Annotated in this window: 23 protein-coding genes; 17 read left to right on the top strand and 6 right to left on the bottom strand. The window is 41.6% G+C overall.

Annotation, left to right across the window (positions count from 1 at the left end):
• Positions 1-739: 739 nt before the first annotated feature.
• The 4 genes from C161_RS03510 to C161_RS03495 all read right to left on the bottom strand — a co-directional run bounded on the left by C161_RS03510 (position 740) and on the right by C161_RS03495 (position 4,467).
• Positions 740-1,744, bottom strand: coding sequence for an LCP family protein (locus C161_RS03510; RefSeq protein ID WP_036614202.1), 1,005 nt, complete (start codon positions 1,742-1,744; stop codon positions 740-742).
• A 103-nt stretch (positions 1,745-1,847) separates the two neighbouring features.
• Entirely contained in the window at positions 1,848-2,285 is a 438-nt protein-coding gene (locus tag C161_RS03505; RefSeq protein ID WP_036614199.1) for a hypothetical protein, read from the bottom strand.
• Complete coding sequence (locus C161_RS03500) at positions 2,260-4,014, bottom strand: ATP-binding cassette domain-containing protein (RefSeq protein WP_036614196.1); 1,755 nt, start codon at positions 4,012-4,014, stop codon at positions 2,260-2,262. The genes C161_RS03505 and C161_RS03500 overlap by 26 nt, the downstream gene beginning before the upstream one ends.
• Before the next feature lie 3 nt (positions 4,015-4,017).
• A complete protein-coding gene (locus C161_RS03495) occupies positions 4,018-4,467 on the bottom strand; it encodes a hypothetical protein (RefSeq protein ID WP_036614193.1) in 450 nt (149 codons plus the stop codon).
• Positions 4,468-4,826: 359 nt separating this feature from the next.
• Here C161_RS03495 and C161_RS31345 point away from each other — a divergent pair, with 359 nt between their 5' ends.
• From C161_RS31345 to C161_RS03440, 11 genes are all read left to right on the top strand, one after another.
• Positions 4,827-5,456, top strand: a complete 630-nt coding sequence (locus C161_RS31345) for a winged helix-turn-helix domain-containing protein (protein ID WP_051447352.1) — start codon at positions 4,827-4,829, stop codon at positions 5,454-5,456.
• Positions 5,457-5,841: 385 nt separating this feature from the next.
• A complete protein-coding gene (locus C161_RS31340) occupies positions 5,842-6,450 on the top strand; it encodes a winged helix-turn-helix domain-containing protein (protein ID WP_162158989.1) in 609 nt (202 codons plus the stop codon).
• A gap of 26 nt (positions 6,451-6,476) precedes the next feature.
• Positions 6,477-6,920 carry a hypothetical protein gene (locus tag C161_RS03480; protein WP_036614191.1) on the top strand — a complete coding sequence of 148 codons (444 nt, stop codon included), beginning with the start codon at positions 6,477-6,479 and terminating at the stop codon, positions 6,918-6,920.
• A 256-nt stretch (positions 6,921-7,176) separates the two neighbouring features.
• Positions 7,177-7,686, top strand: coding sequence for a MauE/DoxX family redox-associated membrane protein (locus C161_RS03475; protein WP_036614188.1), 510 nt, complete (start codon positions 7,177-7,179; stop codon positions 7,684-7,686).
• A complete protein-coding gene (locus C161_RS03470; RefSeq protein ID WP_036614185.1) occupies positions 7,683-8,084 on the top strand; it encodes a hypothetical protein in 402 nt (133 codons plus the stop codon). Before C161_RS03475 ends, C161_RS03470 begins: the two co-directional genes overlap by 4 nt.
• 703 nt (positions 8,085-8,787) lie before the next feature.
• On the top strand, positions 8,788-9,066 hold the full coding sequence (locus C161_RS32890; RefSeq protein ID WP_036668252.1) for a hypothetical protein: 279 nt from the start codon (positions 8,788-8,790) through the stop codon (positions 9,064-9,066).
• 462 nt (positions 9,067-9,528) lie between these two features.
• Positions 9,529-9,981, top strand: a complete 453-nt coding sequence (locus C161_RS03460) for a helix-turn-helix domain-containing protein (RefSeq protein ID WP_036668251.1) — start codon at positions 9,529-9,531, stop codon at positions 9,979-9,981.
• Positions 9,982-10,211: 230 nt separating this feature from the next.
• The gene (locus tag C161_RS03455) at positions 10,212-11,432 is read left to right on the top strand and encodes an MFS transporter (protein WP_036614180.1); all 1,221 of its coding nucleotides are present in this window, start codon (positions 10,212-10,214) and stop codon (positions 11,430-11,432) included.
• An 18-nt stretch (positions 11,433-11,450) separates the two neighbouring features.
• Positions 11,451-11,873: a universal stress protein gene (locus tag C161_RS03450; protein ID WP_036668248.1), complete on the top strand. Its 423-nt coding sequence runs from the start codon at positions 11,451-11,453 to the stop codon at positions 11,871-11,873.
• Between the two features lie 233 nt (positions 11,874-12,106).
• Complete coding sequence (locus C161_RS03445; RefSeq protein ID WP_036668247.1) at positions 12,107-13,531, top strand: aldehyde dehydrogenase family protein; 1,425 nt, start codon at positions 12,107-12,109, stop codon at positions 13,529-13,531.
• A gap of 370 nt (positions 13,532-13,901) precedes the next feature.
• Positions 13,902-14,714 carry a MerR family transcriptional regulator gene (locus tag C161_RS03440; protein WP_036668246.1) on the top strand — a complete coding sequence of 271 codons (813 nt, stop codon included), beginning with the start codon at positions 13,902-13,904 and terminating at the stop codon, positions 14,712-14,714.
• Between the two features lie 151 nt (positions 14,715-14,865).
• Here C161_RS03440 and C161_RS03435 read toward each other — a convergent pair whose 3' ends face one another.
• Positions 14,866-15,363: a GAF domain-containing protein gene (locus C161_RS03435; RefSeq protein ID WP_036614172.1), complete on the bottom strand. Its 498-nt coding sequence runs from the start codon at positions 15,361-15,363 to the stop codon at positions 14,866-14,868.
• A gap of 185 nt (positions 15,364-15,548) precedes the next feature.
• Here C161_RS03435 and C161_RS03430 point away from each other — a divergent pair, with 185 nt between their 5' ends.
• From C161_RS03430 to C161_RS03420, 3 genes are all read left to right on the top strand, one after another.
• Complete coding sequence (locus C161_RS03430; protein WP_036614170.1) at positions 15,549-15,845, top strand: hypothetical protein; 297 nt, start codon at positions 15,549-15,551, stop codon at positions 15,843-15,845.
• Positions 15,846-16,043: 198 nt separating this feature from the next.
• The gene (locus C161_RS03425; protein ID WP_036668244.1) at positions 16,044-16,616 is read left to right on the top strand and encodes a GNAT family N-acetyltransferase; all 573 of its coding nucleotides are present in this window, start codon (positions 16,044-16,046) and stop codon (positions 16,614-16,616) included.
• A gap of 202 nt (positions 16,617-16,818) precedes the next feature.
• Positions 16,819-18,324, top strand: coding sequence for an MDR family MFS transporter (locus C161_RS03420; protein WP_036668268.1), 1,506 nt, complete (start codon positions 16,819-16,821; stop codon positions 18,322-18,324).
• Between the two features lie 434 nt (positions 18,325-18,758).
• Here C161_RS03420 and C161_RS03415 read toward each other — a convergent pair whose 3' ends face one another.
• Positions 18,759-19,220 carry a MarR family winged helix-turn-helix transcriptional regulator gene (locus C161_RS03415; protein ID WP_017690799.1) on the bottom strand — a complete coding sequence of 154 codons (462 nt, stop codon included), beginning with the start codon at positions 19,218-19,220 and terminating at the stop codon, positions 18,759-18,761.
• Positions 19,221-19,727: 507 nt separating this feature from the next.
• Here C161_RS03415 and C161_RS03410 point away from each other — a divergent pair.
• The 3 genes from C161_RS03410 to C161_RS03400 all read left to right on the top strand — a co-directional run bounded on the left by C161_RS03410 (position 19,728) and on the right by C161_RS03400 (position 24,229).
• Entirely contained in the window at positions 19,728-21,059 is a 1,332-nt protein-coding gene (locus C161_RS03410) for an MFS transporter (protein ID WP_036668243.1), read from the top strand.
• Positions 21,060-21,266: 207 nt separating this feature from the next.
• On the top strand, positions 21,267-22,616 hold the full coding sequence (locus C161_RS03405) for a hypothetical protein (protein WP_036668242.1): 1,350 nt from the start codon (positions 21,267-21,269) through the stop codon (positions 22,614-22,616).
• A 47-nt stretch (positions 22,617-22,663) separates the two neighbouring features.
• On the top strand, positions 22,664-24,229 hold the full coding sequence (locus tag C161_RS03400; RefSeq protein ID WP_036668241.1) for a hypothetical protein: 1,566 nt from the start codon (positions 22,664-22,666) through the stop codon (positions 24,227-24,229).
• The last annotated feature ends 102 nt before the right edge of the window (positions 24,230-24,331 follow it).

Below are 24,331 nucleotides of genomic sequence, written 5' to 3'. Positions count from 1 at the left end.
GGAAGCACAGCTAAACTTCGGAAAGGAGGGATTAACGCAAAAGAAGAGTGCGGAACGCGAAGGATATGGTGGAACGTGCAGTCATGTAAAGATAACCGAAACGGACAGCACCAACGTAAACGATTCATAGGAAAGGCTGCTTGAGAAAATGTTAAAGCAAACACGGCGGAATTCTGTTTGAAGCGTAGAAATACCCAGTCCAAAAATGAACTTTGTACAGCCTATTTTCAGTCCTTATGCGAATGAACGCTAATCTAACTTGGCTAACCATGAAGAGGAAGAGAGTAGGGCTTATTAATAATATAAAGTTCCCATTAGTAACATTATCTCAATCAAATAATAATCAAACAGGATTGCATAAAGTATTGTTTATACAAAAAAGAATTTATTGTATTATTTAGTATTTTTTTATATATAATTTATGTTATTTTGTATTATGTGGATATATAATACATATTAGAAAGGAGCTGATTTATATGGCGGGATGTCCATCAGGTTGGACTTATACTAGTCAATGTAACGATCAATGGTCTTGTAACCTTAATCAAGTGTGCAGCACCGTACCAGTATTAGAATATACTTGGTACAGACACGAGTATCACAGATGCAGAAATAACAAAACAGGAGCAACTGACTGCTATTGGGCAGATAGTCATTATTCACAATGTTGCTAACGTGAATTAAACTAGTAGGGCTTATGCTCCTACTAGTTTTTTTGCTATTTCAACTAAAAACTCTATTAATCCATATTTTTAGGATGTAGAAGTCCCTCTTCATCAGAACTACCCAGCCAACTTGCAATAAGATCTTGGGCGTATTCTAAATCTTCAGAATCAATGTCATAATACCAAGTCGTTCCTCTCATTTTCCCATTACCTTGAAGCATATAATTTTCAAAGTTAGGAGAGGAATCCTTTAAGTAAACAGTTTCTGCTAAGTTCAGAATAAAATCAGAGTCCATATTAGTTGTGAAATTAGAACCAGCAATATCTATTAATTCTGGAATTTTAGAAATGTTTTTCAATTCCAAAGCTTTATCCATCAAAGCGCTGATAAAAATACGTTGACGTTCGGTACGTTTAAAATCAGAATCTTCACGGTAACGGACATAGGCTAAAGCATCTTGACCATAATAAATTGGCTTATGGGGTTCTATTCTTAATTTTTCATGAATAGGATTTTTGTTTTCAATTAATTCAGTTATCGGTAATTTAACTCCACCTATTGCATCAACAATGTCTTTCATCCCATTGAAATTTACAGCAGCATAGTAATTTACTTTATTTTTCAGAAGATTCTCCACGGTATCTATGGTCATTTTTGCTCCACCATGGGCATATGCAGAGTTTATTTTGGATGTTACATCTCTTCCGATAATATCGGTGTAAGTATCCCTAGGAATGGAGAGTAGTAGTATTTTATCCTCTTTAGGCCGTATTACAGAGTATATTATTGTATCTGACCGACTAGGTTCACCTTCACGTTGGTCGATACCAAGCAACAGTAAGGAAAAAGGTTCGCTCACTTCTACTTTAGGACTTTTGCTTTCATATCCCACGGGTTTGTATGATTTATCTAGCGTTTTTTTTACATCTTTCTTTAACACTGTATTAAACCCAAATACAGATAATTCTTTTCTAAATAAATAGGTTGAACCAGCGAGAAGAATAAGTGCTGTAAGAGTCAGTATAGCCCATTTTTTTTTATTAAATTTTTTATGTTTTTTTTGTTTCCTGGATACCATCAATTATGCCACTCCTTTAATAATGAATACAAATGGAAAGCGGGCTCTAGGAGAAAAATATATTTTCTCAAAGAAAACCCCGCTAAATTATAGATGAGAACAATCAAAAGTCAAAAGCAGTTATCATTTTCATAAATGAATTCACATCGTCAAATTCAGTTGTGCTGATTACTTGATGATTTTGATCAGTGTGATAACAGTAGGGCGTGCTAGGAACTTTATACTTCTCTACGAGCTCTTTTTTTGTAATCGCATATATGGTGAAACTCGAATTATAGTAAGTATCAAGTTCTTTGACTTCTTCAACCGTAGCAACGATATATAGGACTAGATTAATCTTTTCTTTATTGTGCTCTGCTGTACTAGCCTTTTGTATGGCTGTGATGACCTCAATACAATCTTGGCAAGTTAAGGATAAAAAAACAACATTGCTTTTTGGCTGACGGTCATGGTGAGGGAACATTTCTCCTGGTCGAAATGACTCTATTACATTTTCGCTTCCGTGTTGAGCATCCTTAAATAGTTGTTTGAACAAGCCCATTATATTCTTCCTCCATTTTTTGACTCTGATATAAGTTGTAATATGTTCCTCTTGAATTCATGAGTTGATGATGTGTACCAACTTCTACTATTCTCCCATTATCCATAACAATAATTCGATCAAAAAGTTTGCATAAATTTAAACGGTGAGTGATAAAAATTAAATTTTTTCTTCGTTCTTCTTGAATATACGTATTAATAAATTTGAATTCTGACTCCGGATCCAACGCGGAAGTGGCTTCATCTAGGATCATAAATTCGCAATCTTTATATAATGCTCGTGCTAAAGCAACCTTTTGCCACTGACCACCTGAAAGTTGTCTAGAACCTTCATATTCGTATCCCAATACAGTATTCAAATCAATATCAGGAATGAGGTTTGAATATGTTCTTTTAATGCTGAGAATCTTTTCAATATTAGGTTTATCAGAAAGAGAGATATTTTCTTTTAATGTAAAAGGGTATTTCATAAAATCCTGAGTTACCATAGAAAAATTGCTGAAATATGAGGTTGAATCTAACAATTTTATATCTATTCCACCAATAAAGACAGTTTGAGCTTCAATATCGTGTAATCCAGCAATAATTTTAGATAAAGTCGATTTTCCAGATCCATTACTGCCTACAATAGAGATTTTTTCTCCACTTTTAATATTTAGATGAATTCCATTAAGAGTTTTAAATTTTTGGTTAGGATACTGGAAGTTAAGGTTTTGTATGGATAAATCTTTTGATCTTATACTTACACTATCTTTACTTTCTATACCTATATTAGAATATTTTCCAAAAAAATCAACCAATTTCTTAGTTGATATATGATATTGCTTAATTTGTCTGTAATAACTTGCAACACCATAGAATGAGGATTCGATCATTGTAATTGCTGCTAAAAGTGAAATGTAATCTCCGAATGATATTATTTTATTCATTAATGCAAAGACTAGAACAGACTGATTTAATAGCAGGCCCAAGTTAGATTGAAGGCCAAGGATGAGTTTTTTTACAGACTCATGTCTTTTGTATTTTAATGTTTGTATAATTTCTTCTCTATACGATTGATCCCAATGGTTCAGTATAAAAGGCTTAGCAGAAAATATCAGTATTTCTTTAATAGCTAATGGTGTTAAGAGGAGGCTTTGAAGGATTGAACGTTTTCTAGAAACTTCTGTAGTTTGTTCGACAAATTGATAATCTTTCACTGCCAATTTAGATTCAGTGAGCAATTTAGGTAAGTTGAGCAATAATATTATAAAGGGAAGAAACCAAATTTTCTGAAATATAACAACGAAATAGAAAGTTATGGAGAATAAAAGACTAACAAATTGTAGAAAAGATAAAGTTAAACCTGATATAGAATCGAATCCATACTTTGCGATGTTCAATTCATTTTGATACTTAGGCGTTTCTACATTTGTAATAGTTTGTGGATTAATTTTATTTAAGAATATGGTGTCCAGATTAAAGCTCATTTGAATACGTACTTTATCTTGAAAGTATGTATTAATGACTTTGATTAAATTCATGCCAATATACACTGAAAAAAGAAGACCCATCCATAGAACAACTTGTTGGGAATTAATTGAATTACTTACTAACGTATCTGTTAAATGTTTTGTTACTTCTATCTGACTTGTAGAAAGCAATGCAGTTAACAAGCCTAACACAAGAATTGTCACGTACAATCTCCAAGAATTATGATGAATTTCTTTTTTTAATAAATTAAACTTCATAATCTACCTCATAATTTCCAATTGCAAAGGTTCTATCAGATCCTGAAATGAATTCATATCTTGAACAGAATGTGTAGTGACAATTTTCATATTACAATCAATTGCGAAACCAACAGGTAAAAATCTCATTTTCAAGTATTTATTCATGATATGAGGTGGAACTAAATAGAATTGAGCCCTTTCTTTAAAGTGATTGATTAACATTCCGATGCTAGATGGATCGGAGTCTAAAAGAACTACGATATTTAGATCATGATTCTTCTCAGTATACTTATCAATAACTTCTAGTGTTTGTTCACACAAGTCGCAATGAGTGCTTGCTAAAAATAGTATTAAATGATCTTCAATTAAGTCATGTAAGTTGGTGTGGTCAGAGAGAGGCATGTTTGGTAAAAAATCATCAATTTTGAGAATATCTAAGTCATATTTTTTCAAGAATTCAGGCTTTTCCATTTAATATCGCTCCTAAGTTTTTAATTATCATCATAAGGAGAAACCAAACATTCTTACATAAATAAGCCCTAAATTTTATATAATATTAATTATTTTGTTGAAAATATAGACTTTATTGTTAATTATGTGTTAATTATTATATATTGATAGAGTATAAACCAGGATTTAGTATATAGCTTCATAATATATGCTAGTACTGATTCCTAAACTTAATCTCTTTGTATGAATTAAAGATAAATATAAAATTTAATTTTTATCCATAAGATAAACAATGTCATCATTGCTGCCTTTCTCTCTTCAAACAAAGAATTGCAGAATCCGCACAGAGTGTCGTGACTACAATCAAAGGAGGGATTTTATTGTCGACACTTATATGGAAGGATTATTCAGTTATATACACCGCACAAATTAACACACTACTATTAGAGACGGGAGGATTCATTATTGTTTCTGATGTTCATTCGTTTCTAAGTGTTGATCAGAACTACATTAGGTGCATCATCCTTGATTGTCCAAATTTCTCAATTAATGATTTCATTTTTCTAAGAAGAAAAGTGAAACAAGGTATAGATATAATTGTTATTGATCAAGACTGGAATAAGGAATTACATAATTTCTTGAAGAATCAGCGTTACCAATTAAAAAAAAGAGAAGCTGCATTTAATGAATTTAATTCTTCATCGTTTTGTTGTGAAGAAATGATTCAAATAAACAAAATGAATAGATCAGTGATTATTCAAGGAAACATCGAAGTTGAAATGACTAAAAAGGAATTTAATCTATTTTATTTTCTATTTGAAAATAAAGGACAGATTATTAATACAGAGGAAATAATAAAAAGAGTTTGGTCAGGGCTAACTTCCGAAGCAAATGTATACATGACTATTCAAAAGATCAGAAACAAGGTCGAAATCAATCCTAAGTCTCCTGAACTATTAGTCACTAAAAAAGGAGGGGGATACATTTTTAATTATCCAAATCAAATTTAGGATAAATTTATAGATTTATACAATTGTTTTTTTATAAACTTATGAATGTAAATGACAGAATAAATGAGAGGAGGTAATAGAATGGCATGTCCTTCTGGATGGACTCGTATTGGAACATGTACTGACTATTCTTGTAGTACATCTTCTTGTGACAATCCCGCTTATGCTGGATTTGTAATCCAATATAAGCATACTTATGACCGTTGCTCTCAAAGTGGAACAACGAAATGCTACTATGTGACTAGTACTTTTGAAGATTGCGAGTGTAGATAATAAAAATTAAGAAAGAACGCCTGCAATATACCGCAGGTGTTCTTTAATTACTAGGATTTTTGGAATGCATGTAAAGCTAATGACTATGTACCAACCGAGAAATGGAGTTCATATGAAAATTTTATTGTGGACCGATAACCTAAGTTTCCTAGCATATGTACAATCATTATTTAATGGAGCGTCTATTATTACTGTTAGTAGCAAAGATGATTTGCAAAAAATTCATTTAGGTGAAATAGAGAAAATAATTCTTCATTTATCAATGGTTAGGAAAGAACATGAATTGCAATATTTAATAAATTTATACTTAGGGGCTATAGCGGATATTTATCTGTATTATGATTCGACTAATTGTGTTGATAAGACATTTAGAATTCTTGGTAAAATTGGAATAAATGTTCAAAAAAATGTTTTGCTGAATACAAAAAAAAGTATTTATGCTTCAAAATTACATTTAGATTTTGACAGAAAAGCTGTCTTAAAAAATAATAAATGTATTGATTTAAGTTCTAGGGAATATCAAGTTCTTCAATTTCTCATTAATCATTGTAATAGTGTTGTTTATACAACCGAACTCTTGAAATCTGTTTGGAAAGGCTTTGGTTGTGAAGCTAATGTTTATATGACTATACAAAAAATAAGAAAAAAAATAGAGGAAAATCCAAAAAAACCTAAATATTTATTAACCAGAAATGGTGGCGGTTATATTCTGAAATTATAAAAATTGAAATAAAGGAAGGATTAATCATGAATTTACCATTTAAAAAAATGAATTATAGACCCTCAGTACTTCAAGTTGGTGAACTGCTGCCGAATGTACTAATTCATGAGAAAACAACATATCTATATGACTTTATTAAAGATGAGTATCTAATGATACTATTATTAAGTGTGTCTTGTAGATCTTGTGAGAGTGCACTCGAGTCTTTGGTTGAATTCAGTAAAGAACATACAGATGCTAACGTCCTTATTTTAATTGATGCTCCAGAACGAGAGAAAGAACTTTTAGAAACCATTTTTAAAAGTTATCAAATCTGTTCCTTCAGCTCAGAAGCAATGAAAGAACAACTTAATACAGGTACCATACCATGGTTATACAGTATTGATAAAGAAGGCTTTATCATAAAAAGCTACGTTTGTGGTCTGGATTATTACAATTTAGCAATACCACCATACTTTGATTATTCATAAACGTAAGGCCTACTTACTGTAACAACGCTCAGTTAATTGGAGTGTTAGTAGAAACAGCTATCTTCATACAATCGTAATACGTATGCTAACAGTAGAGTTTTCCTCTGATTAGCGAAGATTTTTATGATTAGACGCAAAGGCGACTGAATTTCAAGATAAATTGTTTTTTGAAATTTTTCACGTTACAAAATAGAGAACTTTTATGGTGGAACCTAAAATGTATGTTTGTCTTTCGATCTGATTACAGGAGGTCATAATGGGATTAACATTGATTCTTATAGATTATTTTTTTTCTTTTATCTTTTTCGTTTCCTTTTATTTCAAAGCAAGAAATATTTTTAACTTTTCATATGAAATCAAGAGTTACAACATTGTTCCGTCATCTTTAGCTCAAGTGGCTGCTGTCACTGTAATTATATTGGAGTTCCTGTTAGCAATCCTATATGCATTTCACGTTCTTAATCCATATAAAGAAGTTGCAACAATATGTTTATTCATATTTTTCACAATTATTACTTACAGGAAGAAACGTGAAAGCGGAATAGAATCATGTAATTGTTTTGGGAAAGTGAGCTTTCTAAATAAAAACCCAATTTTGCGAAATATATTTTTTATTGTTCTATCGTTAGTTCAAATCATTATTTCAAATCAACAAAGAGACATCAGACATTCACTATATTTATTATTGGCGTACAGTATTTTTATTGTGATTTTTGATATTTGGGATACTTTGAAAAAAATCAAGAAACTGGGGCCAAGTTTATGAATATTCTAATAATAGGTATTGTTCTAGTTGCATTAATTATTGTTTTGATTTTGATTAATCAAAACTTAAAAGATATGCAGAAGGCGTTATTGTCCAAATGTGTTTCTCAACTTAACCTAAGTAGTACTGATTCTTATAACTTCATTTTTTTAAACTATCGAGCGCAGGAATTCCAAAGTATTGAAGAAAAGTTGGCTATTGGAACATTTCAAAACACAATAGTTATCTTTGATGGTCCTGAATGGTTATTTAAAACCAAACAGAAAAAATTTAAACATATTAATTTATTACATGCCTCTACTGTTATGGTTGAACCGTCAATCTATAAAACTAACGTTGCTTACATTCTAAATGGAAGAAAATTAAAAATAATTGAAAATGCAAATAATTACTTATAAAAGATTTAGATATTATTTATTTCCAAATCTTAAATGTGGAATATAATAGGAATATCCCTAGTATAAGTTTTATATTATTATGATTGGAATACAGGGATATCGTTTCTTTGAATTAATTAAACTATTATTAAGAGGAGGAAATAGAATGGCTGGGTGTCCGAGTGGTTGGTCTTATGTAGGGAAATGTAACCAAAATAGAACATGTGAAGACGGTTGTGATATCTGGGGAATAGGGTATGTTCATAATTATGACCGCTGCAAAAATTCATCCGGAACTACAAATTGTTTTTATGTGAGTTCAGATTATGAAGGCTGTGACTGTAAACATCCTTAAGTCTAGTTTACAAGTTTCGTCGAAATGATCGTTATAAGAGTAGTAGGAGACCTTTTCATCAAGATATAAATCATCTAAATTCTCTTCTCAAGTCAAGTTCTTTTCGAAAGTAAAGGACTTGACTTGCTCTTTGAATCATATAGTAAGTTTCGTCATTTGGAAGTACTACTGATTCCGTCCTTATCTGTTCCATATGTAAATACATACGAATGAGTGTTACAGATTTATAAAAGAGTAGTCTATGTTAGAAGATAAATCGTATGGGGCAGTTTTGGGAAGTATGAACAATAGTTAAAAAGCTTTTTGTTATCTAACTATATATTTAAATTATTGAAAGATGAGTAGGAGGTTTAACTATAGAATATTATTATGAAAATTATAGAAATAATTGAAGTTCTCTCGATAAGCGACGAACCTTTTTGTGATTCACCACGAAGCCTTCCTTTCCTAACGCGTTTCGCATACGTCAGTAGCCAGAATAAGGACGAAGCTGGTGAATACCTAAAAAAATATGTGCTTTTATATGTGCATCCCAATCTACTTGTTTTTCTCTTAGGACAACACTCTTCATCCGTTTGTAGTGACCTGCGCGATGAATTTAAGCAATTTTACACACCCAACCACAGTGCCCACTTGTTTATTCCTTGAACGGGCTGGCATTGGGCTTCAAAATCCAGCTTCCCTCTCCGTGCAAATTCGTGTTGAGCTTTTTAGAAATATTCTACCTGCGCTTTCAGATAAGCCGTTTCTTCTTCTGCACTAAAAAGGTTCTTCGTCCAACGTCCACGATAGTTCTCAGAACCCTCTCTGTTTTGGTTATTGCGAACCTAACCTCAGAAAATCTGATTCATATTCTTTTCTGTGTATTTACTGACAACTCAAGACGTAAATTTAAATACGGCCATATGCTGAACAACACGTAGGGTGTTGTGAGAGGTCGGCTATTCAACGAATGGGTAATCTCCTATTCAATTGAAGATAGAGAAGCGAAGAGGATGTTAAACTCGCTAAGACTTCATACACAAAATCTAACGTTGACGTTAACGTTAATATTATATATAATTATGTACATAACATTATAGACATATAAAAAGAAGTAGAGGTGAAGGAATGAGTTTATATAAAATCGACGACGCAGCCAAGGAATGTGGTTTGACCAAGCGAACCATTCGGTATTATGAAGAGATTGGTGTCATGCCTTCACCTCAGCGGACAGATGGCGGTACGCGGTTGTACACTCGGGAGGATATCGATTATCTGAAAAAGGTGGTTCGCGCCAAAGAGGTACTTGGATTCTCCCTTCAGGAGTTACATACCTATGTGGCAACAGCAGATGCCTTGAACGAACAACGTTTTGACTACCAGCAGACGACCGAAGTAAGAGAACGGATCGAGAAGCTTACCGCGATGGAAACAACGCTGGATGGTCAGCTGCAACTGATTGAGCAGAAACTTCAGAGCATACATGCCGTACAGACTGAACTGGAAGAGCTGCGTGAACGCGTTCGGAGCGGTATTCAGAAGTTACAGGCACATGATCTGCAGGGTGATGAAGACGGCTAACCGAATTAGTATCTATTTTCAAATAAACAAAACTGTATACACATAATCGCTACATGGAGTGAGCACCATAGTACCTGTGGCGATCCTGTACAAACACCGGATGTTTCGGTGTCATTTGTGCCTTTTTGTTACCTCTAATTCTGAAAATGTATAGAATGTTTTCATTATTTTCACGGTTGTTTTCAAATGAAAAATTTCACCACATAAATTATTCACAGGAGGAATTACGTATGAAAAGAGAGCCATCATTACCGGACGAATTGCCTTCATCACGTGGGGGCCTGTTATCCCAGCCGCGAGCGGTATGGGCGGTTGCTTTTGCATGTATCATATCTTTTATGGGTCTGGGTCTGGTTGACCCGATTCTGCCCGCCATTGCAGATCAGTTGCATGCTTCGAAAAGCCAGGTGTCACTGCTATTTACCAGTTATAACGCTGTAACCGGGGTAGCGATGCTGATTACAGGTGTCGTATCCAGCCGGATTGGTGTGAAGTGGACGCTGCTCAGCGGTATATTGTTGATTATTATCTTCTCGTTCCTCGGCGGTACCTCAGACACGGTAGGTGCACTGGTTGGTTACCGTGGCGGTTGGGGACTGGGTAATGCCTTGTTCATCGCAACGGCGTTATCTGCCATTGTGGGACTGTCCACGTCGGGGACAGCCAAAGCGATTATTTTGTACGAAGCAGCGCTTGGTCTCGGGATTGCGGTTGGACCGCTGCTTGGTGGTGAGCTAGGTTCCATCTCTTGGCGTGGCCCGTTTTATGGGGTGGCTGTTCTGATGGCGATTGCCTTTATCAGCATTACATTTATGTTGCCCAAGATGGCCAAACCGAAAACACGCAGTTCTTTGTCCGATCCGTTTAAAGCATTAAGTTATCCTTCACTGAAAACATTGGCGATTACCGCCTTCCTGTATAACTTTGGTTTCTTTACCTTGATGGCTTATTCACCATATGTCATGAATCTGGATGAGCACGGCTTGGGTTATGTATTCTTTGGCTGGGGACTGATGCTGGCGATTACGTCGGTATTCGTGGCACCAAGATTACAACGCCGATTCGGATCGGTTCCGTCCATGAGTGTCATGCTTACATTGTTCGCGATTGATCTGGTTGTTATGGCAGTAGGTACGGTGATGGGTTCACCAACTACCGTTATTGTGGCAGTCATTGTAGCGGGGATTTTCCTTGGGATTAACAACACGTTAATTACAACGGCTGTTATGGAAGCTGCACCTGTAGAGCGTTCTGTTGCTTCTGCTGCATACAGCTTCGTTCGTTTCCTGGGTGGTGCACTTGCTCCATGGCTTGCGGGTAAATTGTCCGAGTGGTTCCTGCCGGAAACGCCGTTTTATTTTGGTGCATTAATGGTTCTGGTTGGAGTCGTGGTACTGCTGGTGCGCCGTCATCATCTGCGGGATATCGATTCCGCCATTACATCTCATTAATTCACAGGAGGAATTGCAATGTTGAAACGTATATTGGTTGCTGTTGATGGTTCGGATCATGCGCATAAGGCTTTGGAGCAAGCACTGATCCTGGCTGAAAATATGAAACAACCCGCAAGTCTGTTGATCGTGCATGTGAATCCGGCTATCTCTATCAATGAACCTGCATTGGGTGTTGATCTGGAAGCTCGGATTGCCGAAGAAGGGCAACATATTATAGAACCGGTGACTAATCAGTTGTCCGGGCGTGACATTGCATATGAAACGCTGTTGATTGCAGGTGATCCCGTTAATGAGATCTGCCGTGTGGCGCGTGAACGAGATTGTGGAATGATCGTGATGGGCGCGGCTGGGAAAGGTATGATCGCAGAGATGATCGTGGGCAGTGTCAGTCATAGCGTGTTAAAACATGCAGAATGCCCCGTCCTGACGGTTAAATAGGTTGTGAAATCCTTTATAATGCAATAGCTCAAGATTGCCACAATGGCTCATCAGGCACGTTACAAGCTATGATTGCCGAATACCGTAGTGGGTTGATGGCACGGAAATAGTGTATAAATAGATTATATAAATTGAACTGAACTTTTACATGAGACTATGGTTGTTCTGTCATCGAAGTGGCAGTGTAATATTCTTAAGTTCAATAGGCTCTAAAAGGATGGAGGATGCAGCATATGAAAAAACAACATCTGTTTATCGGTGGCCAACCGACCGAATCTGTAGATTATAAAACACTTCAAGCACCATACTCCGGGGAAACGCTGGCAGAAGTCTCTTCGGCTTCAGCCGAGGAAGCGGAGGCTGCTGTTGCAGCTGCGGTTCAAGCTGGGAAGGCAATGCGCCAGATGCCTGCACATCAGCGTGCAGATATTCTGTACAAGTTGTCCTCCATGCTTGAAGAACGCAAGGAAGAAGCAGCGCGAATCATTGCGCTTGAAGCGGCGAAGCCAATTACGGCAGCACTGGCCGAGGTTGACCGGACGGTGGAAACATATCGTTTTGCCGCTGAGGAAGCCAAGCGGCTGACCGGAGAGACGGTTCCGATGGATGCAGCCAAAGGTGGAGAAGGACGTATCGGTTATACGATGCGGCAACCTCTAGGTGTCATCGGTGCGATTACGCCGTTTAATTTTCCAATGAATCTGGTAGCCCACAAAGTAGGCCCAGCGCTGGCAGCGGGCAATACGATCGTACTCAAACCTGCGGAACAGACGCCTCTGTCTTCCTATTACATCGCTAATCTGCTTCAGGAAGCCGGACTGCCGGATGGTGCACTGAACGTGGTGAGCGGTGATGGCAAAACCATTGGTGATGTGCTTGTGGAGCACCCCCGTGTTGCTCATATTACGTTTACAGGCACTCCAGCGGTAGGGACGAGCATTCGTAGCAAAGCAGGACTCAAACGCGTGACATTGGAGCTAGGGTCGAATGCAGCGGTGATTGTGGATAAGGACGCAGACCTGGATAAAGTGGTTCCTCGCTGTGTGACGGGAGCTTTCACGTATCAGGGACAGGTATGTATCTCGCTACAGCGAATCTACGTACATCGTGACATCTCGGAAGAATTCATCCGGCGTTTCGCTGAAGCGGCTAAACAAGTGGTGGTCGGAGACCCGCTGAGCCCGGATACGGTGGTCTCTGCGCTGATTACCTCCAAGGATGTACAGCGTACACTCGACTGGATTGAAGAAGCCAAACAGGCAGGGGCTGAGGTGGCAGCAGGCGGTCAAGCTGAAGGAGGCATTCTTCGTCCAACGGTATTGATTAACGTTCCGCGTGATGCCAAGGTATCCTGTCAGGAAGTGTTTGCACCCATCGTTGTGATCAATACGGTAGATTCCGTTGAAGAGGGTATTGAACATGTTAACGATTCGATATACGGGCTTCAGGCAGGCGTATTTACAAACGATATCCATACCGCCCTCCAAGCTGTCGATCAGATTGAAGCAGGCGGAGTTATGATTAATGATATTCCGACGTTCCGAGTGGATCACATGCCCTATGGTGGGGTGAAACAGAGTGGTATCGGACGTGAAGGTGTAAAATATGCTGTAGAGGAAATGACGGAATTGAAATTTGTTATGTTTAACAAAGGGTGATTCTCTTCCATTATTTTACTCAATATACCGTATGCCAATGAAAACATAACCACACACTCCTGTGCGAGAATAATGGCACAGGTTTTTTTATAGGAAGATCATGGAAAAAGTTTTCAAAAAATACATGCGGATTCTTCGCCGACTGCGGGTTCACATCTGATGAGACGGGTATAACATAGTTAACATACCGCAACATAACTGACCAAACGCCGCTCATATCACCGAAGCATGATGTACCCATCCAGAGCACGAGCGGAATGAAGCGGTACAGCATTGCCGAAAGTCTTATATTCTCTCATTATTCAAATACAATGCAGTATGAATTAAGCCTGAACTCTGGAGTTGCAGGACAGGCAGGAGGTGTATTCAAATGGCATATTCCATGGTTGACGTATCGGGAATGTCAGGCGTAAGTCTGAACGAACTGAGCCAGTATGCGGAGACAGGTCTTCTGAATCCGGCTTTTGGGGATATAGATGAGGACATCTATTATGAAAAGCAGGAATTGCTGAGACTCCAGCAAATCCTTTTCTGTAAGGAAGTAGGTATGAAGGAGAATGAGATTGCCCCGATGCTCCGGGATAATCCTCAGGATGTCATACGCATCATGAAGCAGCATCGCATTGATATTCTGCAGAAGGCACTCCGTCTGCATGGATTGATTCAGACACTGGACAAAACGATCTCTCATTTGCAAGGTGAACAGGAAATTGATGAACATGATCTTTATATCGGTTTTGTAAATAAGGGGCGTCACCAGTTGCTGAATGAATCGGGTTCTGAAGCTGTAGTCACTAATAATATGAACCATGTGCAGACAGACGGTGCTCAGAGGTCCGACATCCAATCTTCCAATTCATCCACATTACCTGAAAATCAGGAGTTGAAGTCAAAAGAAGATTATCTGGATTCCCAGGCGAAAATTGATCAAGTTCATCTGGACTTGCAACAGGCCATTGAGGACGGATTGGAGCCCGGTAGTGCAAAAGTACAACAGATTATTGGCAGGCATCTTGAATGGATCAAAGGTTATTATACACCCACCGCTGAGATCTATCGGGATTTGGCCAATCTGTATGTAGAGCATAAAAATTTCCGTCAGATGTATGATGGTTACCACCCGAGGCTGGCTGAATTCCTGCGGGATGGGATGATGATTAAAGCGGAACATGAATTATCCTAGATGCATAAAGTAACATGGGCGAGCAAGAACATGGGTGTGAATCATAATGGATAACAAAGAGCGCAGACCTCTGAGAGGACTGCGCTCTTTGTTATTACGGGTTCTTCATCATCGTGTGTGATGAGACTCCGATCACCTTATTCATCATTTCCTAAAGGGGTATGGTTGCTTCCAACTGCTCTGTGAGCAGGCTTACGGCTTTCTCCAGGAAGACGCGGTCTTCGTCGTCAAAACGGTTTTTGATCGGGCTGTCGATATCCAGCACCCCGTACAGTTCGCCGTTTTTGATAATCGGTACGACAATCTCACTGTTCGATGCTGCATCACAGGCAATGTGGCCTGGGAAGGCATGAACATCATCAACGACTAAGGTACGTTTTTCCGCAGCAGATGTGCCGCATACACCACGTCCCAGTGGAATTCGGATACAGGCAGGCAGTCCTTGGAATGGCCCGAGGACCAGTTCTTTTCCATCATACAGATAGAAGCCGACCCAATTGGTGTCGGTCATAAATACATTGAGCAGCGCAGCAGCGTTCGCCAGATTGGCAATCGCACTAGGTTCATCGCGGATCAGAGCACTTAACTGTCCCAGGACGGCGGTGTGCTGCTCACTTCGTGTTCCTTCATAGGAAACAGCTTGAAACATGGTAAATCACCCTCCCGAGCAAAATGGTACTTATTTTCAAGATAGTGCAGAGGATGCGGTTAGTCAAGCGGAGGATTTCGGAAAGGGAAGGGAATACCTGAAGAATCCTCCTGTTTCTCAGCTTCTTACGTGGGGTAATTACTTAGCAACCACGGAGGGCTATAACCCGGGAAGGAGCTTGGCTTATGCATGCAGAGGTACAGAATCTTTTTGTACGGATTCATCTACTATATTTCGCGCAAAATCAGGATTTGAACGTTAGCGAGGCACTGCCCCTATTGGAAGAACGGGGATATCGCGTTGGAGAGCGGGAGATCAAGCAGGAGCTTGAACACCTGACACAGGAGAACTTCCTGACCGCCCACGGGGACCAATGGAGCCTGACCGGGACTGGCATCGAAGAATTCAAGGAAATCACGGCTGTGTTTGGCCGGGTTAGCGATGAATTACTGGGGAAGGGCAAGAAAACGTCCAAAGCTTAAAATCATTAGGACAAGCCATGATTCCGTAATTCACTCAAACTTGAATTGTTCCATACGTACAATAAGACCGGGAGCGACATTGGCCCGGTTTTTTGACGTGTGTGCATGACTGAACAGTTGCCATTCGGCGCAGGTTATGATTAGATGACTAGTGAATATTATGGTCTGCGGAGATAGATCGGATCGGAGTGTCTTTATATGTATAAATGCAAAGGAAGAATTCCCGAAATGGAGACTGCGCGGCTTCGTCTGCGTAAAATGCGTCGCCGGGATGCGGCTCAGATGTTCGCATGCTGGTCAGATCGCGAGGTGACCCGTTACATGAATCTTGCACCCATGATTGGGACAAGCGAAGCGGCGGACATGATTGGACTGCTCAACCAAATGGCAGGAGAAGAGGATGCGATCCGCTGGGGGATCGAACTCAAAGAAACAGGCAAGCTCATCGGCAGCTGTGGCTTTAACACATGGCAGCTTGAAGGCGCCTTCCGGGGTGAGATCGGTTATGAGCTGGGACGTGATTATTGGCGACATGGTTATATGACGGAGGCTTTCTCCGCATTGCTGCCCTTTGGATATGAGACCATGGGTCTTAATCGAATTGAAGCGCTGGTTGATCCGCGTAATCTGGCGTCCGGCGATTTCCTGACGAACCGCGGCTTCACGCGGGAAGGATTGCTGCGACAGGTGCAACATACGTCCACCGGATACAAGGATATGGTAATGTATTCAATGCTGTATGATGAGTTCCTTCGTAAGAAAGGTAAATAAAAGAGACAATATATGATTTTTTTTAAATACACGTAAACGAAGAAACAGAACAAAGCTGGAGAAGCGAAGCGTTCGCCTTTAAAGCTTTCTGAAAGAAAGCTACATCGGAAGTTTGTGCTGGTTCGTAGTAGAGGTGTAAATTAACGTACCAAATTATATAGAGAATGAAGAGAGAAGGGTTTGTGTGAATGCAACTGGAGGTTTGAAGCGCAGTTTCATCTTGACGGGGCTGTTGCTCGCGACATTTCTGTCAGCAATTGAAGGCACCGTAATTGGTCCGGCAGGGCCGACCATTGTCAGTGAGCTGGGGAGTGTACAGCTGCTGAGCTGGATTTTCACGGCATACCTGTTGACGATGGCTGTGAGTACGCCCATTTTCGGTAAAATCAGTGACCTGTATGGACGAAAGCCTGTATTTCTGATCGGCTGTGCCTTATTTTTACTGGGTTCACTCTTGTGCTGTCTTTCGCAGAACATGGAGCAATTAATTATTTTTCGTGCCATTCAAGGGATCGGTGCGGGTGCAGTAGTTCCTGTTACATTTACGATTATTGGGGACATCTACGCCATTGAAGAACGTGGCAAAATCCAAGGCTGGATTAGCTCCGTGTGGGGCATTTCCTCTCTGGCGGGACCGCTGCTTGGCGGTTATTTTGTAGATAATCTCGGCTGGCAGTGGATCTTTGGTTTTAATGTGCCATTTGGTCTGCTTGCGATGTGGTTTGTATTTCGTTATCTGAAGGAAGATATCTCTCCGCGTACAGCCAAAATTGACTATGTTGGTGCGCTGACCTTCACGGTGGGCATTACCGCATTGTTGTTTGTCCTGTCGGCGGGTGGGCAATATTATGCCTGGAGTTCTCCGTTGATTGTTGTGCTGAGTGTGGTCGCCGCTCTGTTTATCATTTTATTTTTCGTGGTGGAAAAAAGAGCTCAGGCTCCAATGGTTCCACTACATCTGTTCCGAATTCGGGACATCCGTGTGGCGAATATCGCTGGACTGCTGACCAGTACTTTGATGATCGGCCTGACCAGTTATTTGCCGCTCTGGGTGCAGGGGGTTCGGGGAGGTAATGCGACGGAATCCGGGCTGCTGCTCGCACCGATGTCGGTGGGTTGGCTCATTGGTAGTGTGATGGCAGGCCGTCTGTTAATGAAAATTGGATCACGTATGACCGCATTGATTGGGTTAACCGGTATTGCGATTGGATCGGGTGGACTCTTTCTGGTTGGCGGGACATCCCCGCAGGCTGTGCTATTTGTATTGACCTTTATTTATGGTCTTGGTTTCGGTTTTGCTTTTACAATCTTCACCATTATTGCGCAGTCTTCTGTAGGATATAAGGAGCGTGGCTCCTCTACGGCATTGCACACGTTCATGCGTACGTTGGGACAGACGATTGGTGCAGCGGCTTTTGGCACTTGGTTAAACTATCGGATCTCCACGTTATCCAGTGAACAGAATCTGGCGGAGGCGGGAATTTCGGAGAGTGATCTGAACGAACTGCTCGCACCACATACGGATGCTGCCCTATCTGATGACAAATGGGCGCTACTGCGTAACGTGCTGGAAGGAAGCTTGCATTCCTTGTTTGTGATTATGTTTGTCATTGCATTGGTCTCGTGGGTAACGACGCTTGCTTTACGCAAACGTTTAATTGTACCCGAAGATGCAGATGCTCCACCGCAGCCACAAGGCTCAAAGTAAAAAGAAGATATATATACGAAAAACATATGAAAAACCGGATTCGCCGATGTCAGGCAAATCCGGTTATTTTTGTTGGCACATGTGCAGTGGACTAGAGTGTATCTTCAAACTCAGGCAAGTGATACGTTAGTGGGATATCCGGGTCTAAAGCATTTTGAAGTACAGGCTGGCTGATCCTGGTGAATCGTCCAGACGAATTTCTAAGGAACGGAGGACGTCTTATTTGACCTTCTGCTCCTCTTTCTAAATTGTAAGGAACATGAGACAAGTTATTTCCCGAAATCACCTGAAAAACACGTTGTAAACGGCTGTTTATTCAAAGATAGCGTGTGTCAGATTCCTTAAAATGCTGCAAGCGCTTCAAACCCCTGAATAAGACGTCACAGGTTCGTTAGCGTTAGCGCTCCCACTTTCGACAGGTTTTAAGATACGCCCTAGCTGCTCGCTGATAAACGGTCTGCAGAATGTGCAAGCCTTCCCAAGAGTTCGGACAGCAATTCCTTGTCTTCCTCGCTCAATCCACTTACAGCCCGATCAATCTTCAACGCATAACCTGGATAGATGTCATCCATGGTGCGCTGTCCTTCTTCGGTCAGTTCCACAAAGATGATACGTCTGTCTTGCGGACAATGTTTGCGGTGTAACAATCCTTTTTGCTCCAGCTTATCGATCACATAGGTCACATTACCACTTTGCAGCAGAAGTTGTGCGCCAACCTGTTGAATCGGCTGAGCTCCTTTCATATATAACACTTCGAGTACCCCGTACGCGGTGGGGTTGAAGCCATGCACTTTGCTTCCGGATACAGCGTGTTCATTCACGCTCTTGAATGTCTGGGCCAAGGTGCGGTACAGATGAAGTGAACGTTCGGTTCCGATTTCTTGTAATTCCAGCATGCTGATCCCGCCTTTTCAGATTAGTTTTATAAGTTGAAATGATAAAGTTACAACCTACCACTACGAGGACAGAACAACCTTCCAATCACTGTTATCCCCAGATTTTTTGAAATATTCTTCAAAGGTAAAATCCGGTGATAGCGTATGCTTCCGATGGAGCTTTCTTTCAGAAAGCTTTTAGGTGAACGCTTCGCTTTTTCAGGTTATTTCTGTCCTCTCCGTTATGCTGTTCATGTAAAAGAGTATTTCAACTTATATGAGTTGGTTAGTTATGTTTGACGATTCAGGTTGTCGCCATAGTTTAATTGTAAACTTCTATTTCTACGAAAAACATGCGATATGTCACAAGATTTGCATTTTTAGCATTTAAAATTTGATCATTCATCATGCTGAAAAATCATCCTTCAGATGTCGCTTTTTCTCCGCCTCTGGCAGGAGGTCGAGTTAAGGGCTGCTCTATATAATGAGTTCATACTATGAATTGGAATATAATGGAGGAGAAGAAGGATGACAAGTGATTTAACGTTTGAAGGACAACGACCGCTGAAGAATAACCGATCTTTTGTAACATTGATGGTGGCACAGGCTATTTCCAATCTGGGTGATTGGCTGCATCTGCTCGCAATTCTGACCCTCGTGGGTATCCGCTGGAATGCAACGCCTTGGGAGATTACATTTGTCACACTTTCCGCAGCACTACCCATTCTGTTGACAGGGCCATTCGCAGGCACACTTGCAGATCGCCTGAACCGAAAATGGCTGATGATTGTAGCCGATGGTGCACGGATTATCATCGTGGGTGCGTTAATTTTTGCTGACCAGATCTGGCACGTCTACATACTGCTTGTCCTTAAATCCCTGTTTGATGTAATCTTCTCTCCGGCCAAAAACGGAAAGCTGAAGGAAATTGTACCTCGCGAACACCTTGCCCAAGCTGTATCCATCAGCTCGGTGATTGAACAGATGTCCAAAATTATTGGTCCGGCGCTTGGCGGACTTTTGGTAGCCGCCTTTGGAATTACCTGGTGTTTTGTTCTCGATTCAGCGTCTTTTCTTATCTCCGGCATCATTTTATTGTGGATTCCTGGAACTCGGGTGATCCAAACCGCAATTCATAACGTAACAGAAGTAGAGGAAGAGACAGCTGGGGATGTTCGCAACCGCTCAAAAGGCTCTTTTTGGAAAGAAACACTTGAGGGTATCCGCATGCTCGCATCTCTCCCTCATGTAGGAACGTCTCTGATCTTGCTTGCTTCAGCCATACTTTTTCTGCAATTTGCCGATTCACAGACTGTGGTGTTATTCAGACAACTTCCCGGAATTTCAAGTGATCTGCTGGGATGGTGCGTGGCAGCAAGTGGCGCAGGTACATTAATTGCAGCGATGAGTGTACGGAAGTGGAAGCATGCAGGGCATGTTTTGAAAATGGGTCTGGGCACCATACTCATGGGTCTGGTTATCGGCGGAGCCGGAGTTATTGTTGGGATTTGGCCGCACGCCGGGCTAGGTGCCAATCTGTTGTTAGTATCCCTCTTTGCCCTGGCAGGTGTTGGAATTGGGTTTGCAATTGTCCCCTTTCAGATCCTGTTGCAGGAACAGACACCTGAGGCGATGACAGGCAGGGTGTTTGGAACGGTAGGCAGCGTGATGACAGCCAGTAATATTATGGGCCCGGTGGTAGGCGGATTTATGGTCACCTCATTTGGTGTAGTGCCGGCTTTTGTCTGTTCAGGCATTTTGATGACCCTGCTTGGTTTGATTTATTTGATGAAACGTAGCGGGGAAAAAGCCGATTTGACTGGCTCCATTGAAGCCAAGACGATGATTGCAGGCGACTGAAAACAGGCCGGATCTGCTCAGGTTAGAACAGTTGAAATGAAGGTTTGAATTTACTTCAAATTTTAAGTTTATGATTATAAAGCGTTTGAGTAAACGCCTTCACGTTTAATGAGGAACAGGCAGAAATCCCTGTATTCTAATTATTCCTAGGGGAAAACTCATATGCTTTGTCCCACCAACGCATTAGCGGAAAGGGGGTGAAGCAACTTGAATGTAAAGTTACCAAAATCGATTATGCGTCTTGGAAGCATACCACTGGCTATACTCGCCGGGACTTTGATGCTGGGGTTTGGATCGTCACATGTATACGCAGACGAGGCTCAGGTATCTTCTGAAAAACCTTCCAGCGGCTTGTCGCTAAATTTGTTTTCACGTGATTCGTATGGCGGGTTGAACCTGACTCCGTCAGTATCGGTATCCACACCACTGCTGGATGCTGAAGTTCCTTCGATCAAAGCGAACGAATCGACAGGTAAGCTGAGTGTATCTGAGCTGAAAGTAGATACACCGCTTGGATCGGCCGGAACATCAGAGATTGGGATTGATGCGAAGAAGGGAACCGTCGAACTGCCGTCTGTACAGGCGGATACACCGGTGATCAAAGCCGATGTATCAAGCAGTCAGGTGAACCTCAACGAAGGTACAGCTTCCTTGCCTGGTGTTACCGCAGAGGTACCCGATGTGATCAAGGCAGAGACGTCTGCTGTAAAAACAGACCTTCGGCAGGGTAAGGTTGAATTGCCTTCCGTGAAGGTGGATGTACCTGAAGTTACTTCGGTCAATATCTCTTCATCCCGTGTGGATCTGAGTAAGGTAAATGTACAGTTGCCTTCTGTGAAAGCAGAAGTTCCAGTTGTAGACGTATCCGCTGAACTCAATCCTGATCAGGAAAAGGTGGAGATTCCAAGTGTGAAGCCGGAACCGCCTGTAGTCACTCCGGAAAAGCCGACGCTCGTCAAAACACCGAATGTTGAAATTTCCAATTCGAGTGCACTCGCAGATCCTGTTTCATCACAGAACAACGAGGAAGGACAGGACGCAATACAGGTTACGGGTAAAGTGATGGAGGTCACCCCGGAACCAGTAGTACGTCCAGAACAACCTATTGTCCCGCAGGCATTGCCTATGGAAGGAACCGATTTGACGCAGGATTCCGATGTTAATGCAGGTTTGCCCGATAACGAGTTATTCCTCGTAGATCAGACAACTGCTAAACCAGCTGTCACTGAACAAGTGCAGAGTAACCAGGAAGCCAATCTGAAACCAGATGATGATGATGCAACATCTCCATTGCACCCTCGCACAGAACGACCAACAAGTTGGTCTGTTGCAGCAACTTCTCCCGGAGCAGCTAATGCTTCCGCCGGGACAAGCTCCGGTTCGTCCGGTGTAACTGGAGGTGGAGCAACCGCTCCAGCCGCTGCACTTCCGGGAGCAACAACGGGTCTGGTTACGCCAGATTACGATTTTGCCTTCCGAATGGAACGGCTCGATGGGTTCAGTCAATGGTCACAGGCACCACCTGGGCGGCCGCCGCAATATACCTCTTTCTCATAGGCAACAATGGCGTTAATTCAACCAAAATTGAGAAGGAGTGTATAATCATGAAAAAAGTGAATCGTTGGGTAAAATTGTCGGTATTGTCGGGTACGTTGGTAGCTGGATTGCTGGGAGCTTCGCAGGCAACTTATGCCGATAGCTATAGCAATAACAGCAGTGGCAATCTGGATCTAAATGCAGGTTTGCGCCTGGAACTGGGATCTCTTCTGTCAGGACACCGTGACACAGGTTACGGTAACCATGGGAGCTACGGAGGTTCATCCAGTGCAACTGGAGCATTGAATCTGGATCTTGGCCTTAACGCCGGCTTATCTTCCGAGAGTATGAACCGTTACAATGATCGTTCTTCCGACCACACAGTTGAGCGTAGCAGTTCTGGCAAGCTGGGCCTTGGCCTGAATGCCAATGTGTCGGGAGAAGGTACAACGATGAGCGACTATTCAAGAGGCGGCGATGATCGGAACGTGAACACCAGCTACGCGAGTGAAAGCCGTGGAGCACTGGGTCTTGGTCTGAACGTGAATGCCGAAGGAGAGAGTGCAACGATGGCTCAATCCGAGCGCAACAGCAACGTGAATGACCGTGAGCGTAACACGAACAGTAGCTATGCCAGTGAAAGCCGTGGCGCACTGGATCTCGGTCTGAATGCAAAAGTCGAAGGAGAGAGTGCAACGATGACTCAATCCGAACGCAATAACAGCGTGAAAGACGGCGAGCGTAATGTGAACAGCAGCTATGCGAGCGAAAGCCGTGGAGCACTGGATCTAGGTCTGAACGCAAAAGCAGAAGGAGAGAGTGCAACGATGGCTCAATCTGAACGCACTAACAGCGTGAAAGACGGCGAGCGTAACACGAACAGTAGCTATGCGAGCGAAAGCCGTGGAGCACTGGATCTGGGTCTGAACGCGAATGCCGAAGGAGAGAGTGCAACGATGGCTCAATCTGAACGCAACAACAGCGTGAAAGACAGCGAGCGTAACGACAACAGTAGCTATGCGAGCGAAAGCCGCGGCGCACTGGATCTCGGTCTGAACGCGAATGCAGAAGGAGAGGGTGCAACGATGACTCAATCCGAACGCAACAACAGCGTGAAAGACAGCGAGCGTAACGTAAACAGTAGCACTGCGAGTGAAAGCCGTGGAGCGCTGGATCTTGGTCTGAACGCCAAAGCCGAAGGAGAGAGTGCAACAATGGCTCAATCCGAACGCACTAACAGCGTGAAAGACAATGAGCGTACCGTGAACAGCAGCTATGCAAGCGAAAGTCGCAGAGCACTGGATCTGGGTCTGAACGCGAAAGCGGAAAGTGAGAGTGCGACTTGGACTCAATCTGAACGCAACAACAGCGTGAAAGACAGCGAGCGTACCGTGAACAGCAGCTATGCGAGCGAAAGCCGCGGCGCACTGGATCTGGGTCTGAACGCGAAAGCGGAGGGAGAGAGTGCAACATGGACTCAATCTGAACGCAACAGCAACGTGAAAGACAGCGAGCGTCACGACAACAGCAGCTATGCGAATGAAAGCCGCGGAGCACTGGATCTGGATCTGAACGTGGATGCGGATGCGGATGCAGAGAGTGAAACTACATCTGTGGTGGAGACAAATCGGTAATATGAGATTTTCACTGTAATATGAAGAAGCAGGGGCTCCGGAACCCCTGCTTCTTTTTATTATAAAAATGGGGAGATTATTATTAAAAAGTCTGCAAAAGTT

It is taken from the genome of Paenibacillus sp. FSL R5-192 (assembly GCF_000517845.1).
In the GTDB taxonomy this organism is placed as follows: Bacteria; Bacillota; Bacilli; order Paenibacillales; family Paenibacillaceae; genus Paenibacillus; species Paenibacillus amylolyticus.
This window is presented reverse-complemented; position numbering and strand designations above follow the sequence as displayed.